The sequence below is a fragment of the Candidatus Nitrosopelagicus brevis genome (genome assembly GCF_000812185.1).
In the GTDB taxonomy this organism is placed as follows: domain Archaea; phylum Thermoproteota; class Nitrososphaeria; order Nitrososphaerales; family Nitrosopumilaceae; genus Nitrosopelagicus; species Nitrosopelagicus brevis.
Genome location: NZ_CP007026.1, coordinates 525,760 through 541,563 on the forward strand (window position 1 = coordinate 525,760; position 15,804 = coordinate 541,563).

The following is a 15,804-nucleotide window of genomic DNA, read 5'->3' on the forward strand; positions in this document are numbered from 1 at the left end:
ATTTACTGGCTTTTTAAACCCTTACAAAATTCTGAGATAATTTTTTCCCAGTTCTTTGCTTTGACAATTCCACTAGCAACTAGAATTCCTCTTGATCCTAGTTCTTTTGCTTTTGAAACATCTTGACCTGAAACAATTCCTGCACCGCATAACAATTTTGTAGAATTTTTAGCAGAACTAACTGCTTTCACTGCATTTGTAATCAATGCTGGTTTTTCAGTAGAAATTGCTCTTCCTGTTCCAATTAATTCTGGAGGTTCAATTGCAATGAATGTTGGATTTAATTTTGCATATTTTTTTGCCTCATTGACATTTTTTACACATAGTACTGTCTTTAGTTTTAATTTTTTTAACCGTTTTACTAAAGAAATAATCTCTTTTTCAGAAATTCGATGCTCACTATGATTAATTATGGAGCCATTAATTTTTGATTTTTTAACAATTTCTGGAACCATGAATCCTGTTGTACTTCCAACCTTCTTGTCATCTACGTGTTGCGCTAAAACTGTAATCTTAAATTTTGTAATTAATGGAATGAGGTGGTGTGGAGGTGCAATTGCAATTGGCACTTTATACTTTTTTGAGATTTTCTCTGAGATTTTTGCAATCTTGATAATCTTATCTCCTGCTATTTCGTCATAATTTTTACAATTTATGATAAACATTTTATTTCCTAATTGATTCGAAGGCTTTCTCATATTTTAGCTTCATTATGAGAACTGTCATTGTCAAAAACATGGCCGCTACATTAACACCTATTATGTAAACATCATCAATTTCAATTCCATAAACAAGCCATAACGCAGCACCCGAAAATATTGCAATAACCAAATATTTTGAAACATCTTCAAGCTTTTTTGTTTTATAGCCTTGAATTATTTGTGGAACCCATCCTATGAGGATTAAAACTCCTGCTGCTATTGCAACTATTCCTAATGTAAATTCGTCTAACATGTCTAATTCCAGAAAAATTGGTCCAATCCTGTTTGTTTTGGTTTACCAAGAATAGTATCAAAATCTAGATCCATTGATGATGTAATCTGTTCCAAAGTACTTTCCATAAACTCCATGTATTTTCCAGAGTCAATTTCATCCTGTCTTGCCAATTCCACTGGTTTTACACCCGGTTTGTTGAGTATTTTAACATATGATATGATATCTCCTTTCTTTATCTCTCTAGTTGTTTCCAGTTGTTTTGCAGCTCGAATATGTTGTGGGATTGTTTTGACATATTCTGCAGGCGCTTTACTGAGTGTGACATTAAATGTTAATTCTTTCAATGGAATACTTTTTTCTTGAACTCGTTTTGCATAATCTGCAATTTTATCACTAACCTTCTTTTTTGCATTACCAAATTGTTCTTCATTTTCAACCTCTGCAAGAATGTCTAGTAGTTCATAAAATAATGTCTTGATAAACGGTGGCGTATGTGATTTTTTTCCTGTTAAGCCTTTTACGTCGACTTTGCCCTTTTTTGTAACCCCGAAATAATTTTTTTTCCTATTACTTAATACCACATATCTGTATTCTTTGTCAATCTCTAATTCTACTCCATGATCTTTTTTTGCTAGTTTTATGACATCGTCAATTTGTTGTACAGTTGGTTTTTTTACAAAAAGTGAATCTGTGTCTCCATATAGAACCTCTAACTGTATTCCTTTACATTTTTCAATTGTATCCATAATGATGTATCTTCCTAATGCAGTGGTTGCCTCTGCCGCTGGAAGAAAATACAATGGGAATATTTCTGCACCCATAACTCCATAGCTTGCATTGAGTATGACCTTCAAAGCTTGACTTACTACTGTATACAACTGTCTCTCTTCGTCTGTAATGTTTTCTTTTTTTGATAAACTTTTGTAATAATTAACTCTCAAATCTCTCAATGAGCCAATAATTAATGACGTTAGCCCATTCTTTTTTGTACATCCCCAATGAGACGTTCCTGGTATTGCATTTTTTTTACATTCTTCGTGTGGGCATCTAACAGTTTCATATGATAAATTATTCACTTTAATTATGCTCGGATATAGACTTGCAAAATCCATCACTGTTACATCAAAATGAACTCCTTCAACAGGTTCTATCACAAGGCCACCACGATATTTTTTATCTTTTATCACTGCATCGTTTGCCATCCCAGCTGATTTTCCTTCAATTTCATTTCGTCTCGGTATGAGGAAATTATTTTTTCTGTGTTCATAATATAGTAAACTACGAATCCATTGTGAAACTCCCATTCTTGAAATATCATCAATTGGCATTCTTGCAATTCTTGTAATTACGACTAGAAGATTCATGAGTAAATCTTCATTAAAACTAGTTAGCTTGAATGTCAGATATGCATCATTTTGACAATATTTTGCAATTTGATAGTATGTCATATTGTCAATTTCTACCCCGTAATCCATTTTCTGTTCACCTAACACTCCCTTTGAAACACTATTGAGAGAAAAATCAGAATATTTTTGAGAGAATACGTAAATTTGAAATGCTTTATTTGAAAATGTTCTGTACAAATCCAAATGAACTCCTTTTGTCAATGTTGCAGAATCTTTCATCATGTATAATGGATTCACATCTTCTGAAATTCCTAATCTTTTTGCACGATTATACAAGTATGGTAAATCAAAACCATCTCCGTTGTATGTGATTAATACTGGATATTTTTTTACCAATCCAAATGCATCTTCAATTAGTTTTTTTTCTTGATCTTTTTCGTAAAATACCACTTGGATGTTTTTATCCAAGTCGTTTACTCCTTCTTCAATTCCATCTCTTCTTAAGACGAAAACTCTTTTCATTCCATCACTTGCTTCAAATCCTATAGCTGTTACTTTCTTATCTGCAATTTTCACATCTGGTAATCTCCTCCCATCTGTTTCTACTTCGATATCTAGACTCATTCTTCGAATTTTTGGCACAGGTTGGTTTAGAAGCTCTGCCCAGTTTGATACCTCTTCTTCAAACTGTTTTGTATCTGTCATTCCTGTATTGCCTAATTTATCAAAAAGCATGCTTTTCATTGCAAGATTTGTTTCATCAGACATCTCAAAGTCATGTGGAATTATTTTATCATTTTCAATTTTATAGTATTTTCCAATGATTAGTGAATTATCGTAAAGATAGTTTTCATAATATTTGATATCTGATTCCCATGATTCTACCACATTTCTGATACTTTGCGTTGTCTGTGTTCCTCCTATCGCTAATGGGTCTGTCACAATAATCTTTGAAACTGGAATTTCTTTGTCTTTTAACGTATCAATTTTTTTAACTGTTTTAATTTCTATAACGTCATCTCGCTCTGATAAAAAATCTAAATCCTCGGGAGCCATTTTTGAAAAACAGTATGGTCGATGACCTGTTTTATCTTCCCATATGTAGATTTTTTCAGACTCTGGATTGTAAAATTTGAGGCTAACTTTCTTAGTTTTTCCGATATATGCTGCAGAAATTAAAAGTGAATTTGGTATATTTGCTACTTCGTCTTGTTTAAAATCTTCAACTGCTTCCATGTCTACTCTTTTGGGGTAATCATATTTTTAGCCCATCTCTCAATCTTAGTTTTATCAATAATCTCAATTTCAACACCGGCTTCTTTAATTAAATTATAATCAGTTTCTGGGTATTCATCTAAGCACACAAATTTTTTAATTCCTATTGTAATTGCCATTTTTGTGCATTCCAAACATGGAACGTATGTTGAATACAAAACTGCACCTTTTACTCCTGCCTCAATACCTAAAATTGCACAATGCATTATGGCATTAGCCTCTGCATGATTACACAAACATCTGTCTAAACCAACACCTGATTTTGTTTTTCCATCCATTCTGTCTTTACATCTTTGGCATCCTCCTTCAAAACAATTCGTAATTCCTGGTGGGGTTCCATTATATCCTGTTGCTAGTTGTCTGTGGTCTCTAACTATGACTGCCCCTACACTTCTTGTCATACAGTTTGACCTTAATGATGCGAGTTTTGCTTGAAGCATAAAATATTCATCCCAACTCGGTCTCTCAAAATTGTCAGACATGAAAATTATTTAATTTGCCAACATATAACCTCTAAGTGACTTTTAATCAATTGTAAACCCTATATGATATGTAAAACTGATCCCAACTTATGGAGTCAGGTTACTATGAGCACAAACTGATTAAACCTAATTCTATAGAATTACGTGATTATCAGGTTAATCTTGCAAATGAAGCAAAAAATGAAAACTCTCTAGTTGTTTTACCAACTGGTTTGGGAAAAACAACCATTGCTCTACAGATTATGGCACATGTCTTATCTCAAAACAAAGGTGGTGTCTTACTTTTGGCTCCAACTCGTGTACTTGTTAACCAACACTTTGACTTCCTTAAAGAAAATCTTCTCTTAGACGATATTGGAATTGTAACTGGTGAGGATTTGATAAACAAGCGTAAAAAATCATGGATGAACAGTGTGGTATGCGCAACTCCGGAAATCACTCGAAATGATCTAGAGCGAAATATGATTGACATTGATCAGTTTAGTCTTGTAATCTTTGATGAGGCTCATAGGGCTGTAGGTGATTATGCATATACTGGAATTGCAAGACATTTCAAAGAAAAATCTCTCATACTGGGAATGACTGCTACTCTTCCTAGTGAAAAGGTCAAAGCTACTGAGATAATTGTTTCTTTAGGAATTCAAAATATACTACAAAGAAGTGACGAAAGTTCTGACGTTCAACCATACATTCAAAAAACAAATACTGAATGGATTATGGTTGATCTTCCACCTGAAATGAAAGCAATTCAAAAATGTCTTCAGATTGCATTAGATGACCGTTACACAACTTTACGAAAAAATGGAATTCAGATTGGACAGAATAAATCTCTGTCAACATTACTTAGAATTCGTCAATATGTACTAACACAAAATCGTATTTCTGCTAAACCCTTATTCACTGCAATTAGAATTACATACGCATTAAACATTTTTGAGGCACATGGAATTACCTCTTTTCTAAAATTTTGTGATAGAACTAAAGCAAAAAAAGGTGTAGGGATTAAAGAGCTTTTTGAAAAAGATCCTAACTTCATGCGTGCTATTGAACTAGCTAATTTTGCAAAAACTCAGGGAATAGAACATTCAAAACTACCGGAATTACAAAAAATCATTTCCTCAGTGAACGATAAGGTTTTGATTTTCACAAGTTATAGAGATTCTGTAAATGTCATAAATGATACATTACAAAAAATGGGAATCAACTCTGAAATTTTAATTGGAAAAGCAGGTGAAACTGGATTAAAACAACAAAAACAAATTGAAACTGTTCAGAGGTTTAGAGATGGATTGACCAAAGTTCTCGTTGCAACACGTGTAGGTGAAGAAGGATTGGACATCTCTGAGGTTAATTTAGTAATATTTTATGATAATGTGCCAAGTTCTATTCGATTCGTTCAAAGAAAAGGTAGGACCGGAAGAAAGGCGCAGGGTCGTTTAGTTGTATTAATTGCAAAGGATACAATTGATCAAGTGTATTATCATATTGGTCAAAGAAAAATCAAATCTGCAAAACTGATGGGTGATAAATTATCCAAAAAACTTGAAAATAATGATTTGTCTTCTACAGAATCTTTGGACAGTTTTCTTTAAGGGTCGCTCTTTTTATCATCGTCTGGACTTTTTTTATCTCCGCCTGGCCCTAGCATTTCTTCTGGTTTCACGTCATTATCCCATGTGCCTCTAATTCCTTTTAGTAGTGCAAGCCCTCCTGCGGCTAAAATACCAATTACTCCTGCAAACATCAAATTCCTATTCTGCAGCTGTTCTTCACAATCAATTTTTACTTCAACATTTTCATCTGTATAGTCATAACATTCTGAAAATTCTTTTGTTTGAACTGTGATATCTTGATACTGAGATCCAAAAACTGCCATTACAATAAATCCTACTGATAATACGCCTACGCCGATCATAACAAAACGTATGTCACTCATTGTAAAATCTAAACATAAACAATATTTTAAGGAATTTGTAATTTCCACTATAATTTTCTAGAAAAAGCGTATATTGCACTTGACGAGTATTACTACAAATGACGAAGTGGGCAGATTTTGTAGTCAGTGCAATCAAAAAAGGATCTGGTCTTGCAAACATCTCACATGTACAAATTCATGAAGATTTGGAACATGGTTTTGGCAGTCCTAAATTAATTGACAAATATCAGTTATCTTCAAAAATACAAAAAGGTCTCACATTTGTTACAGTTCATAAAAAAAATGAAAATGAGTGGGCAGTTGGAGAACTCATTAGAACTTATGTTAAAGATGGTGAAGCATACATCCGAACCGATGATAACAAAGTTGACGGTGACAATCTTGGTCATATGCCAACGGTAGATGAATTAGATTTAGTTTTCAAAGAAATTAAAAAAGAAGAGCCAAAACCAATTCCTACTCCAAAACCAACACCTCCTCCAGAACCCGAACCTGAACCAGTTGTAGAAACACCTTCTCCAAAAATAAATCCAAATGATGGTGATTTTGAATATGAAGATTCTAAACGAAAATCTTTAGCAGAAGAAGCTGAAAAATCACGTTCAAACAAATCTATGCCAAAGGGCTGGAGCGAAAAACCTACAGAAAAAGAAATCATTAGTCATGAAATCAAGGAAATGAAGAAAAAATCCAAACAAAACATATCGCGAGAAAAAGAATTCTCAGATTATGAACAGAAATATCTTGAAAAATTTGAAAAGGGCAAATCAAAAAGTGATAAGTTAAAAGAAAAATTGAAAAAAACAGAACAAGAAAAACATGATGCTAGAATTTCTAGACGTATAGAACTTGAAAAAGCATCTGGAAAAGATTATGAAAAATTATTATCTGAAAAACCAACGCCAGAAAAAGAACCTGAATCTGAGCCTGTTTCTAAGGTTGTAGAAAAAGAGATTGAAAACGAGGAGAAACCCTCAATAGAAAATCGTATTTCTAGCGTGTTTAAACGGGCAAAATCCAGTGCAAGCACTTCAAGCAAAATTGCAGATGATACTAGAAACTTCATTAGGAAAAAACGGGTTGCTACAAAATCTGAACCAGAACCTAACCCAGAACCTAAACCCGAAGGTGGCGGTGGTCCGCATGGACATGATGAAAAATCTAAACCAAAACCTAAACAACCTAAAGAAAATCCTGATGCTGTAAAAGAAAACGCAAGAAGAGAAAAACTTGCAAAAGAAGCATTGGCAACTCGTTCTAACAAAACTTTACCAAAAGGATTCGGTCAAGAACCTCCTTCTACAGGTCCTCATGCTCATGATGAAAAACCAGATGAAAAAGAATCAACACCAAAAGATGATTCCAAAGAAGAACAACTTCAAAAAGAATTGGCTAATGCAAAGGCTGCACAAGATGAGGCAATAAAGCGTGAACGTGAACAACATGAAAAAGAACTAGAGCAGATAAAGATCCAAATTATGGAAGATGCACGAAAACAGGCAGAAAAAGAGGCACAGATAATTCGGGATAAATTACAAAAAGAAATTGATGATGCAAAGGCTGCACAAGAGCAATTACGCAAAGAAGTCGAAGAAATTAAACTTCTAAAAGAAAATATGGAAAAAATTAAGAACGAACAAAATACTGAAGCCAAAGCTCAAACCGAAGCTGAAGAAAGAAGAGAAAAACTTGCAAAAGAAGCATTGGCAACTCGTTCTAACAAAACTTTACCAAAAGGATTCGGTCAAAAATCAACATCTGGCGGTCCTCATGCTCATGATGAAAACCCAGATGAAGCAAAAGCTCAGGCTGAAGCAGAAGCAAAAGCTCAGGCTGAAGCAGAAGCAAAAGCTCAGGCTGATGCAGAAGCAAAAGCAAAAGCTCAGGCTGATGCAGAAGCAAAAGCAAAAGCCGAATCTGCACAACTCCAAAGAGAACTTGAAGAAGCCAAAGCCGAAAAAGAACAGCTAGAACGAGAAGAGGCTGAAGAAAGAGCAGCAGCTGAGGCAGAAGCAAAAGCTCAGGCTGATGCAGAAGCAAAAGCAAAAGCCGAAGCTGCACAACTCCAAAGAGAACTTGAAGAAGCCAAAGCCGAAAAAGCAAGATTAGAGAAAGAAGAGGCTGAAGAAAGAGCAGCAGCTGAGGCAGAAGCAAAAGCTCAGGCTGATGCAGAAGCAAAAGCAAAAGCCGAATCTGCACAACTCCAAAGAGAACTTGAAGAAGCCAAAGCCGAAAAAGCAAGATTAGAGAAAGAAGAGGCTGAAGAAAGAGCAGCAGCTGAGGCAGAAGCAAAAGCTCAGGCTGATGCAGAAGCAAAAGCAAAAGCCGAATCTGCACAACTCCAAAGAGAACTTGAAGAAGCCAAAGCCGAAAAAGCAAGATTAGAGAAAGAAGAAGAATCATCTAAAAATGATAACACTGATCTTGCCTCTGAACTCAAGGCTGAATTAGACAATTTACGTAAAGAACTTGAAAATGTTGATGATGAAGATTCTGACGAAGAAGATGAAAAAACTCCTGAGGATGCAAAAGAAGATTATGCTGCTAAAATGGCTAAGAAAGGTGCAACATTACCAAAAGGATTCATCAAAGATGCAAAAGCAAACACTGGTCACTAGAAACTAGTTTGAAACCTGTCAAAAATTATATACTCATTTCAAATCTCAAGAACTATGAGTAAATGGGCTGATTTTGTAGTTAGTGGAATAAAGAAGGGTCCAGGTCTTGCTAACATAACTCATGTACAAGTCCATGAAGATTTTGAAGGCCAGTTTGGAAAACCAGAAATAATTGATAAGAAAACCCTTGCCTCTCATATCAAAAAAGGGAAAAAATACATCACAATATATAAAAAAAATGAAACTGATTGGGAACCTGGTGAAATAATTAACGCTTATGTTCTAAATGGTGAAACCCATATTCGAACTGATAGTAATAAAGTAGATGGTGACCGTTTAGGTACACTACCTGAAATTGAATCTTAATATTTAGATAAGCCATTTTTTTGAGTGTATACAATGGGAATATCTGAAATAAATTATGATATACAGTTTGAACCTCTTTTTTCCAACTTCACTTTCAAAGGAATGGAAATTTTATCGTTTAAAACAACCCCTTCAAACAAATTTGTATTAAATTGTGCTGAAATAAAAATAAAAAAATGCTACATACTCTCTAAAAATAAAACAATTGATGTTAATTTCAAACTCGATGCAAAAAAGGAATCTCTTTCTATTGTTTCTAAAAGTAAAGTTTCGGGAAAAATTAAACTCTGTATTGAATATACTGGAATTCTAAATGATCGTTTATTGGGATTTTATCGCAGTAAATACACTGATCCTTCTGGTAAAACCAAATACATGGCTACCACTCAATTTGAGGCAGCTGATGCACGAAGAGCATTTCCATGTTGGGATGAACCTGCCACAAAAGCTACTTTTGATGTTTCACTTTTAGTAGAGAAAAATTACATGGCAATCTCAAATATGCCTGTAAGAAAAAAACAAAACTTTGGCTCAAAAATCATTTATGAATTTGAGCGTACTCCGATAATGTCTACTTATCTTCTATATCTTGGAGTTGGTGAATTTGAATATGTAGAAACCAAATTAAGGAATATCCAAATTCGTGTCCTAACAACAAAAGGTAACAAGAATAAAGCAAAACTATCTTTAGAATTAACAAAAAAATTCCTTGGTGAATATGAAAAATATTTTGGAATAAAATACCCATTACCTAAACTTGACATGCTTGCAATACCTGATTTTGCTGCAGGCGCAATGGAGAATTGGGGTGCAATTACCTTCCGTGAAACTATTTTACTGTATGATCCAAAGACATCTTCTACTAAAACCAAGCAATTCATTGCTGAAGTCATATCACATGAATTGGCACATCAATGGTTTGGTAATCTAGTTACTATGAAATGGTGGAATGATTTGTGGCTAAATGAGAGTTTTGCTACCTTCATGGCAACAAAAATTGTAGATAAATTCTATCCTGAATGGGATTTGTGGGACCAATTCTTAGAGGATGCAATGAATACTGCAATGTCTCTTGATGCATTAAAAACCTCTCATCCTATTGATGTTAAAGTAAATCATCCTTCTGAAATAAGGGAAATTTTCGATTCTATTTCTTATGATAAAGGAGGATGTGTTTTACGAATGCTAGAAAATTTTGTAACTGATAAGAACTTTCAAAAAGGTCTACAAAAATATCTCAAAAAATATGAATACTCAAATGCAGAAGGTCGTGATTTATGGAAATCAATAGGTGAGGTAGCAAAAAAACCAATTGACAAAATAATGAGCACTTGGATTGATCAAGTTGGTTTTCCTATTGTTTCAGTAACTCGAAAGGGATCACAACTTTCTCTAAAACAATCTCGTTATCTTTTAGAAGAAACAAAGACCAGTAAAAAAGGAATCTGGAAAATACCTTTGATTGTAGATGAAGGTGATGTATCCACTTCTCATATAATGGATAAAAAATCTCAATCAATAAAACTGAAAAATAAAGAACGAAATTTCATAATCAATTCAGGTCGAACCGGATTTTATAGGATGGATTATGATTCTGAAACCTTGGATAATCTCTCTCTTCTAATTGATGAAAAAATACTAAATTATGTGGATAGATGGAGTATTCAAAATGACTATTATTCACAATGTGTGACTGGAAAGAAGAAAGTACAGGACTATCTAGATTTCACAAATGCGTATTTTGATGAGGATAACTACATTTCATCTCTAAATTTGGCTCAACATCTCTATTCATTATATTCATTAACTCATAAGGAAAAATTTTCAGATGAGATTAAGCAATATTCATTTAATTTCCTTAGAACCATTTTTGATCGTTTAGGCTGGGATGCAAAAAAGAATGAGCCTCACACCAATGCACTTTTGAGAAGCTTTGCAATTTCTGGATTGGGAAAACTTGGTGATGAAGAAATATTAAAAGAATCAAAAAGAAGATTTGATAAATTTTTGAAAAACCAAAATAGCTTATCAGCTGATCTTCAAGAAACAGTTTTTGTTTTAGTTGCATGGAGTGGAAATGAAACTACATACAAAAAATTCACATCCTTATACAAAAAGGCAAAATCACAAGAGGAAAAACTTAGATTTTTAGCCGCAATGTGTAATTTCCAACAAAAAAATCTCTTACTAAAAACATTAGAGTTTACTTTAGGTCCTGATGTTCGTTCACAAAACATCCAAATGCCGATTATGAGAATTGCAGCAAATCTTTATGGTAAAGAATTCTTATGGGTGTGGCTAAAAAAGAACTGGAAAAAAATTGTCAAAAAGGCCGGAATTGGCAATCCATTATTAAATAGAGTTGTTGCAAGTATTGGTCAGGTTATCGAAGCAAAACAAGAAAAAGAAATTCGTAAATTCTTCAAAGATAATCCTTTGCGTGGAACTGAAATGACATTGGAACAAACTATGGAGCGAGTACGTGTTTCTTCTAAATTCCTAAATTCCATAAAAAAGGAATTTTCATAATTGATTGCCCCAAGAAATTTTTTAGTGATCCTAATTGCTACTCTTTCTGTTAGTGTTGTAATTCTCTTAAATTCTAATTATGAAAATGAAGATTTTGATAATTTCACGTTTGACGCTGTATATCTGAAAGACAGTAATTCTGTATTGATCACTTTTGATGATACAAACCAAAAATCTTCTTTTGCAATACTGGAAATTTTAGGTATGGAAAAAACATTCCATGAAGAATTTACGATTTCAGATTCTAATTTTTCAAAATTGGTTCCTATTGATAATATTCCAAAATATGGCTGGAAGACTACACCTGTAACCCTGGAAATTACTTATGATGAATCTGTGGTTTACATGAAAACCGAAATTCATGAAGAAGATCAAATTTCACCTACTGTGATTTTTGGGAAAAATGACTAATTTTGGCACCAGTTTATGAAATTAGCATTAGTTTTATACTCCGTTAAGGGCATAAGATTATGAAAAAATTAGGAATTGGATTACTTGCACTTTCAATATCTCTTGCAATGACTGGTATCGGATTTGATAATGCATTTGCTGAAGAAATTAAGATTGAAAATGGTCGCGGTTCATCCCAGCCGGGATGCGAGGTAACAAACCTATGTTTTGTACCTGCAATTGCAACTGCAAACGTTGGTGATAAAATAATATTTTTGAATGGAGATGATGCTCCACATACTTCAACTAGCGGTAATCCTACAAGTGGACCTGATGGTATCTGGGATAGTGGATTACAGCAACCTGGAGTAGATTTTGTATTTATGGCAACTACCCCTGGAACTTTTGATTATTTCTGTATGGTCCATCCGTGGATGGCTGGACAACTGGTAATCTTAGCTGCTGATTCAGAAACCTCTAATGACATAATTTCTAACTATGGAACCTCAGTTGATCAAACTGAATCAATGATTTATGGTGATACCACACCTGAAATATCTAAAAAAGATCCAGGAGCTGTGAATGAAGTATTTGCAAACATCGTTACAAGTGATGCTTCAAAAGGCTCTCCTCTAACAATTGAAGTCGAATTTATGGAATCAGATGGATTTGTTATCAATCATGTAAATTATGACATAACTGTATCTCAAAATGGTGAAATAATACTTGCTGACAATGGTGCACACCGTCACTTGTTCAAATATCCTGTACACACTACTGATGAATTAGAATTTGATCCTAAAGAACATCCTGTTGACATTGATGTAACATTTCAAGGAATTGGTCACTTTGTTGGTTCATTAACTGAAGAATCAATACTAGGAGTTTACGGTCCTATTGGAACGACATCTACTTTTCAAGTAGTTCCTGAGTTTGGTGTAATTGTATCACTAGTACTAGTAATTTCAATTACTGCAGTTATTGGATTCTCTGCTAAAACAAGATTAATACAAAAATTCTAGAATTCTTCTCTCAAATTCTTTAACGATTGAGCATAAAAATTGGATAAAAATTCCACAAATTCATCAAACTCACCTTTTGTTGTTTTTGCTGCAAAGTATGACTCCCATGTGACCTTGACTGACTTTGTTTTATTTTTCTCAATAGATATTGTAGCATGATATGCTTCTAACGGTAATCCCGAAACTGCAATATATGAAAAATATTCTTTTGGTTTCCAACCTACAACATGTTCTTCAACCTTTGAGCCATCTTCAAATGAGATTAAACGTTTAGCCCCAACTCCTGTCTTTTTATCTCCTAAGAATTTTGTTGATTTTTGACCTTGTAACCAATCCAGTTTTGCAATTTTACTAATTTTTGTCCATGCTTTTTCCAAATCCGTTTGAATAATTACCGATTTTTTAACTGAACCTGAATTCATATTGTCACACAATACTTCTCAAATTTATATAATTCAATTATTGATCTTCTGATTATGGTTTTTGGTTGGGGCAAAAAAAAGAAAGTAGAGTATGAAGAACCAGCAGAACCTGTAAACTCTTCTCCTCAAAATATCAATTTAGATGAAATTCCAAAAATTTTGAATGATATTGTTATCCTTAGAAAAGGCACTTTGGCATCTGAAATAAAATCTCATAGAAATAGAATTGATCCTCAAAGAGAAGTCATACTAAAAATTGCAAATGAATTATCTGAAGACGAATTAGATCCTGACAAACTTGATCCTCATTTTCAGATAATGGTTAATCGTGGAAAAAAAGAGGTTATTTCAGCAATAAAAAAAGAATTTGGAACTCCTTTTCCTGATATTAATAACGCCGATGATGTCATGCGATTCAAAAAAGCATCTACCGCTGGAATAAACAAAGTGGGCGATATGCTTGGAAAACATTCTAAAGTCATTCACCATTTTGCACCGAAATATTCTAAAAAACTCACAAACGATCTAAAAGAACTTTCTGATGATCTAAAAGAGGTGGATGAACTAATTGATATTTTCAATATCACTGAAAATTCTGTTCAAACCATTAACGAATTATTATCTTCTAGAGAAAAAACATTAGAAAAATTATCTAAACGTGAGTTACGTGTTAACGAATTAAAATCATCTCTTGCTGAGAAGAATGACAATATTACAAAATTTGAAAATGAAATAAAAGATATCGAAAACTCTCCTAATTACAAGGAATATACCGATGTAAAATCTCAATTATCTGAATGTGATTCTGAAGAAGTAAAAATTCGTCATCATGTCAATGATGAGTTTACCAAAATTTCGAGACCTCTTGGAAAATTCGTTCATATCTCCTCTCATGATAAAGAATTAAAGGATCTAACTGCAACATTAGCATCTTCTCCTTATGATGTGTTGGACACTGCAAACATTCCTGGAATTAAAAATATACTTGATTCTATAACTACTGGTATTGATTCTGGTTCTGTTTCTGTAAAAGATATCTCAAAATCAAAAGATAGTATAGTTGAAATTAAAAATATAATTCCTACACTAATCTCCACAAAAGAAAAATTTGAAACAAAAAAACATGAATTTACCTCAAAGCTTGAAAACTTTGATTCCAAATCTCTTCAAACTGCTGAAAAGAACTTAAAACATGAGGAATCTGATGTCTCTGACATTTCATCAAAATTGAAGGTATTTGAAGAGGAAACTCTTGAACTCACTCATGCTTTACCTACAATTTTACATGAAATTGAAACAAATCTCAAAGATGTTACCGCCACATCATATACAATTTCATTAGATGATCAATGATCTTTAAAACAAAAAAACTGGAACGCAGTCTTGTTTTTCTTAATGACACCCGTGATGGAATTGTTTCATACTGTAAAATTAACCATCCTGACGAAATGATCTTAATTCTAAAGGGTCATTCAAAAAAAGGCAAAATGTTTGTTGAAGGCTTAGTGGTTCCACCTTTTCAGGAAGCTGCCCCTACATTTGCAGGATTTCCTGCAAATCAACTTCCGTTTGATTCTGATTATATTGGAATGGTTCACTCTCATCCCGCGGGAACTGCAGAACCATCATCTGAGGATTTACATAATTTTTTTGGATTAGTTTCCGTAATTGTAAAAGCCCCTTATGAAGATGAAGACATTTTTGCATGGGATAGCTCTGGAAATCCAATTCCAATACTTGATGAATAATTAATTGCTAATTACTCAATAAGCCTTATATTTGAAATTGGGATAAATTTCTTATCATGATTAACTACAAATCATATTTGATTTTCTTATTTGCTTCTCTTGCTGTAAGTATTGGATTACAAATGATTCTACCATTCCCATATGGACTGGGTGCAGCACTAGCTCTATTCATCGCATTTCCATTGTTATTACGTAGACGAATGATGAGTCGAATGCGTGGTGGTTTTGGCGGAGGCGGTTCTGGTTCTTCTGGTGGTTTTGGCGGAGGTTTATTTGGTCAAAATAGCGATAAACCTGGAATAAAGTATGAATGCCTAGTATGTCACAAAGTTTACAATGCTAGAGAATGTCCACGTTGTGGCTCCACTATGAAACGTGCAATATTTTAGGATTTTAAAATGTCTCAAACCGAACTTGCCTTAGATGTTATTAGAAAAAAAGTTTTTTTCCATAACTCTGTCGACGTCTGGATTTCTGCTTGTGAGGAAAAAAATATTGAATGGAATAATACCGAAAGTTACAAAAAATTTATTTCGTATTTGTTAAAGAATAATCTACAACTCAAAGCATTCAACTTGTGTGCTCATGAAGCTGGTGCAGTTGAAGAAGAAAAAACAAAATTTACTGAATTATTAGCTGAAGAGAAAAATTCAAATCCAAACGCTGCAACTTATACGATTAAATTAAATGATTCATCAATTGCTCTAATTCGAAAGTTTAGTCTTACTGAATAA

General features: G+C 33.5%; 16 protein-coding genes. 10 read left to right on the plus strand and 6 right to left on the minus strand.

What is annotated here, in order from left to right; translation table 11 throughout:
* Window positions 1-2: 2 nt before the first annotated feature.
* Genes tpiA through T478_RS03145 form a run of 4 tightly spaced genes read right to left on the minus strand, consistent with a single transcriptional unit; the run spans window position 3 to window position 4,039 of the window.
* On the minus strand, window positions 3-665 hold the full coding sequence (gene tpiA / locus T478_RS03130; protein ID WP_048105140.1) for a triose-phosphate isomerase: 663 nt from the start codon (window positions 663-665) through the stop codon (window positions 3-5).
* Between the two features lies 1 nt (window position 666).
* The gene (locus tag T478_RS03135) at window positions 667-954 is read right to left on the minus strand and encodes a SemiSWEET family sugar transporter (protein WP_048105141.1); all 288 of its coding nucleotides are present in this window, start codon (window positions 952-954) and stop codon (window positions 667-669) included.
* A 2-nt stretch (window positions 955-956) separates the two neighbouring features.
* Window positions 957-3,518 carry a DNA-directed DNA polymerase I gene (locus T478_RS03140; protein WP_048105143.1) on the minus strand — a complete coding sequence of 854 codons (2,562 nt, stop codon included), beginning with the start codon at window positions 3,516-3,518 and terminating at the stop codon, window positions 957-959.
* A gap of 2 nt (window positions 3,519-3,520) precedes the next feature.
* A complete protein-coding gene (locus tag T478_RS03145) occupies window positions 3,521-4,039 on the minus strand; it encodes a deoxycytidylate deaminase (protein WP_048105144.1) in 519 nt (172 codons plus the stop codon).
* 89 nt (window positions 4,040-4,128) lie between these two features.
* Here T478_RS03145 and T478_RS03150 point away from each other — a divergent pair, with 89 nt between their 5' ends.
* A complete protein-coding gene (locus T478_RS03150; protein WP_048105146.1) occupies window positions 4,129-5,631 on the plus strand; it encodes a DEAD/DEAH box helicase in 1,503 nt (500 codons plus the stop codon).
* Here the strand turns inward: T478_RS03150 and T478_RS03155 are convergent.
* The gene (locus T478_RS03155) at window positions 5,628-5,975 is read right to left on the minus strand and encodes a hypothetical protein (RefSeq protein WP_107734632.1); all 348 of its coding nucleotides are present in this window, start codon (window positions 5,973-5,975) and stop codon (window positions 5,628-5,630) included. The two genes, T478_RS03150 and T478_RS03155, sit on opposite strands and share 4 nt — an antisense overlap.
* Before the next feature lie 98 nt (window positions 5,976-6,073).
* On the opposite strand from T478_RS03155, the gene T478_RS07555 reads away from it, so the two are divergent.
* Genes T478_RS07555 through T478_RS07360 form a run of 5 tightly spaced genes read left to right on the plus strand, consistent with a single transcriptional unit; the run spans window position 6,074 to window position 12,900 of the window.
* Window positions 6,074-8,593: a coiled-coil domain-containing protein gene (locus tag T478_RS07555; protein WP_052433865.1), complete on the plus strand. Its 2,520-nt coding sequence runs from the start codon at window positions 6,074-6,076 to the stop codon at window positions 8,591-8,593.
* 54 nt (window positions 8,594-8,647) lie between these two features.
* A complete protein-coding gene (locus T478_RS03165) occupies window positions 8,648-8,959 on the plus strand; it encodes a DUF3892 domain-containing protein (protein ID WP_048105148.1) in 312 nt (103 codons plus the stop codon).
* Window positions 8,960-8,992: 33 nt separating this feature from the next.
* Window positions 8,993-11,488: a M1 family metallopeptidase gene (locus tag T478_RS03170; protein WP_048105150.1), complete on the plus strand. Its 2,496-nt coding sequence runs from the start codon at window positions 8,993-8,995 to the stop codon at window positions 11,486-11,488.
* Between the two features lie 24 nt (window positions 11,489-11,512).
* Window positions 11,513-11,899 (plus strand): hypothetical protein, encoded by a 387-nt coding sequence (locus tag T478_RS03175; RefSeq protein WP_146150866.1) that lies wholly within the window; start codon window positions 11,513-11,515, stop codon window positions 11,897-11,899.
* 59 nt (window positions 11,900-11,958) lie between these two features.
* Entirely contained in the window at window positions 11,959-12,900 is a 942-nt protein-coding gene (locus T478_RS07360; protein ID WP_052433868.1) for a PEFG-CTERM sorting domain-containing protein, read from the plus strand.
* Here T478_RS07360 and T478_RS03185 read toward each other — a convergent pair.
* Window positions 12,897-13,322 (minus strand): SRPBCC family protein, encoded by a 426-nt coding sequence (locus tag T478_RS03185; RefSeq protein ID WP_048105154.1) that lies wholly within the window; start codon window positions 13,320-13,322, stop codon window positions 12,897-12,899. The two genes, T478_RS07360 and T478_RS03185, sit on opposite strands and share 4 nt — an antisense overlap.
* A gap of 54 nt (window positions 13,323-13,376) precedes the next feature.
* Here T478_RS03185 and T478_RS03190 point away from each other — a divergent pair, with 54 nt between their 5' ends.
* The 4 genes from T478_RS03190 to T478_RS03205 are packed head-to-tail and all read left to right on the plus strand — an operon-like array spanning window position 13,377 to window position 15,804.
* Complete coding sequence (locus T478_RS03190) at window positions 13,377-14,675, plus strand: hypothetical protein (protein ID WP_048105156.1); 1,299 nt, start codon at window positions 13,377-13,379, stop codon at window positions 14,673-14,675.
* A complete protein-coding gene (locus T478_RS03195) occupies window positions 14,672-15,070 on the plus strand; it encodes a Mov34/MPN/PAD-1 family protein (RefSeq protein ID WP_048105158.1) in 399 nt (132 codons plus the stop codon). The genes T478_RS03190 and T478_RS03195 overlap by 4 nt, the downstream gene beginning before the upstream one ends.
* A 56-nt stretch (window positions 15,071-15,126) precedes the next feature.
* A complete protein-coding gene (locus tag T478_RS03200; protein WP_048105159.1) occupies window positions 15,127-15,459 on the plus strand; it encodes a hypothetical protein in 333 nt (110 codons plus the stop codon).
* A gap of 9 nt (window positions 15,460-15,468) precedes the next feature.
* Window positions 15,469-15,804, plus strand: a complete 336-nt coding sequence (locus tag T478_RS03205) for a hypothetical protein (protein ID WP_048105162.1) — start codon at window positions 15,469-15,471, stop codon at window positions 15,802-15,804.

Bases quoted from the DNA above. Each gene is read 5' to 3' on its own strand.
- T478_RS03185 (WP_048105154.1), bottom strand. From the start codon at position 13,322: ATGAATTCAGGTTCAGTTAAAAAATCGGTAATTATTCAAACGGATTTG.
- T478_RS03145 (WP_048105144.1), bottom strand. From the start codon at position 4,039: ATGTCTGACAATTTTGAGAGACCGAGTTGGGATGAATATTTTATGCTT.
- tpiA (WP_048105140.1), bottom strand. From the start codon at position 665: ATGTTTATCATAAATTGTAAAAATTATGACGAAATAGCAGGAGATAAG.
- T478_RS07360 (WP_052433868.1), top strand. From the start codon at position 11,959: ATGAAAAAATTAGGAATTGGATTACTTGCACTTTCAATATCTCTTGCA.
- T478_RS03140 (WP_048105143.1), bottom strand. From the start codon at position 3,518: ATGGAAGCAGTTGAAGATTTTAAACAAGACGAAGTAGCAAATATACCA.
- T478_RS03155 (WP_107734632.1), bottom strand. From the start codon at position 5,975: ATGAGTGACATACGTTTTGTTATGATCGGCGTAGGCGTATTATCAGTA.
- T478_RS03170 (WP_048105150.1), top strand. From the start codon at position 8,993: ATGGGAATATCTGAAATAAATTATGATATACAGTTTGAACCTCTTTTT.
- T478_RS07555 (WP_052433865.1), top strand. From the start codon at position 6,074: ATGACGAAGTGGGCAGATTTTGTAGTCAGTGCAATCAAAAAAGGATCT.
- T478_RS03190 (WP_048105156.1), top strand. From the start codon at position 13,377: ATGGTTTTTGGTTGGGGCAAAAAAAAGAAAGTAGAGTATGAAGAACCA.
- T478_RS03135 (WP_048105141.1), bottom strand. From the start codon at position 954: ATGTTAGACGAATTTACATTAGGAATAGTTGCAATAGCAGCAGGAGTT.
- T478_RS03150 (WP_048105146.1), top strand. From the start codon at position 4,129: ATGGAGTCAGGTTACTATGAGCACAAACTGATTAAACCTAATTCTATA.
- T478_RS03195 (WP_048105158.1), top strand. From the start codon at position 14,672: ATGATCTTTAAAACAAAAAAACTGGAACGCAGTCTTGTTTTTCTTAAT.
- T478_RS03205 (WP_048105162.1), top strand. From the start codon at position 15,469: ATGTCTCAAACCGAACTTGCCTTAGATGTTATTAGAAAAAAAGTTTTT.
- T478_RS03165 (WP_048105148.1), top strand. From the start codon at position 8,648: ATGAGTAAATGGGCTGATTTTGTAGTTAGTGGAATAAAGAAGGGTCCA.
- T478_RS03200 (WP_048105159.1), top strand. From the start codon at position 15,127: ATGATTAACTACAAATCATATTTGATTTTCTTATTTGCTTCTCTTGCT.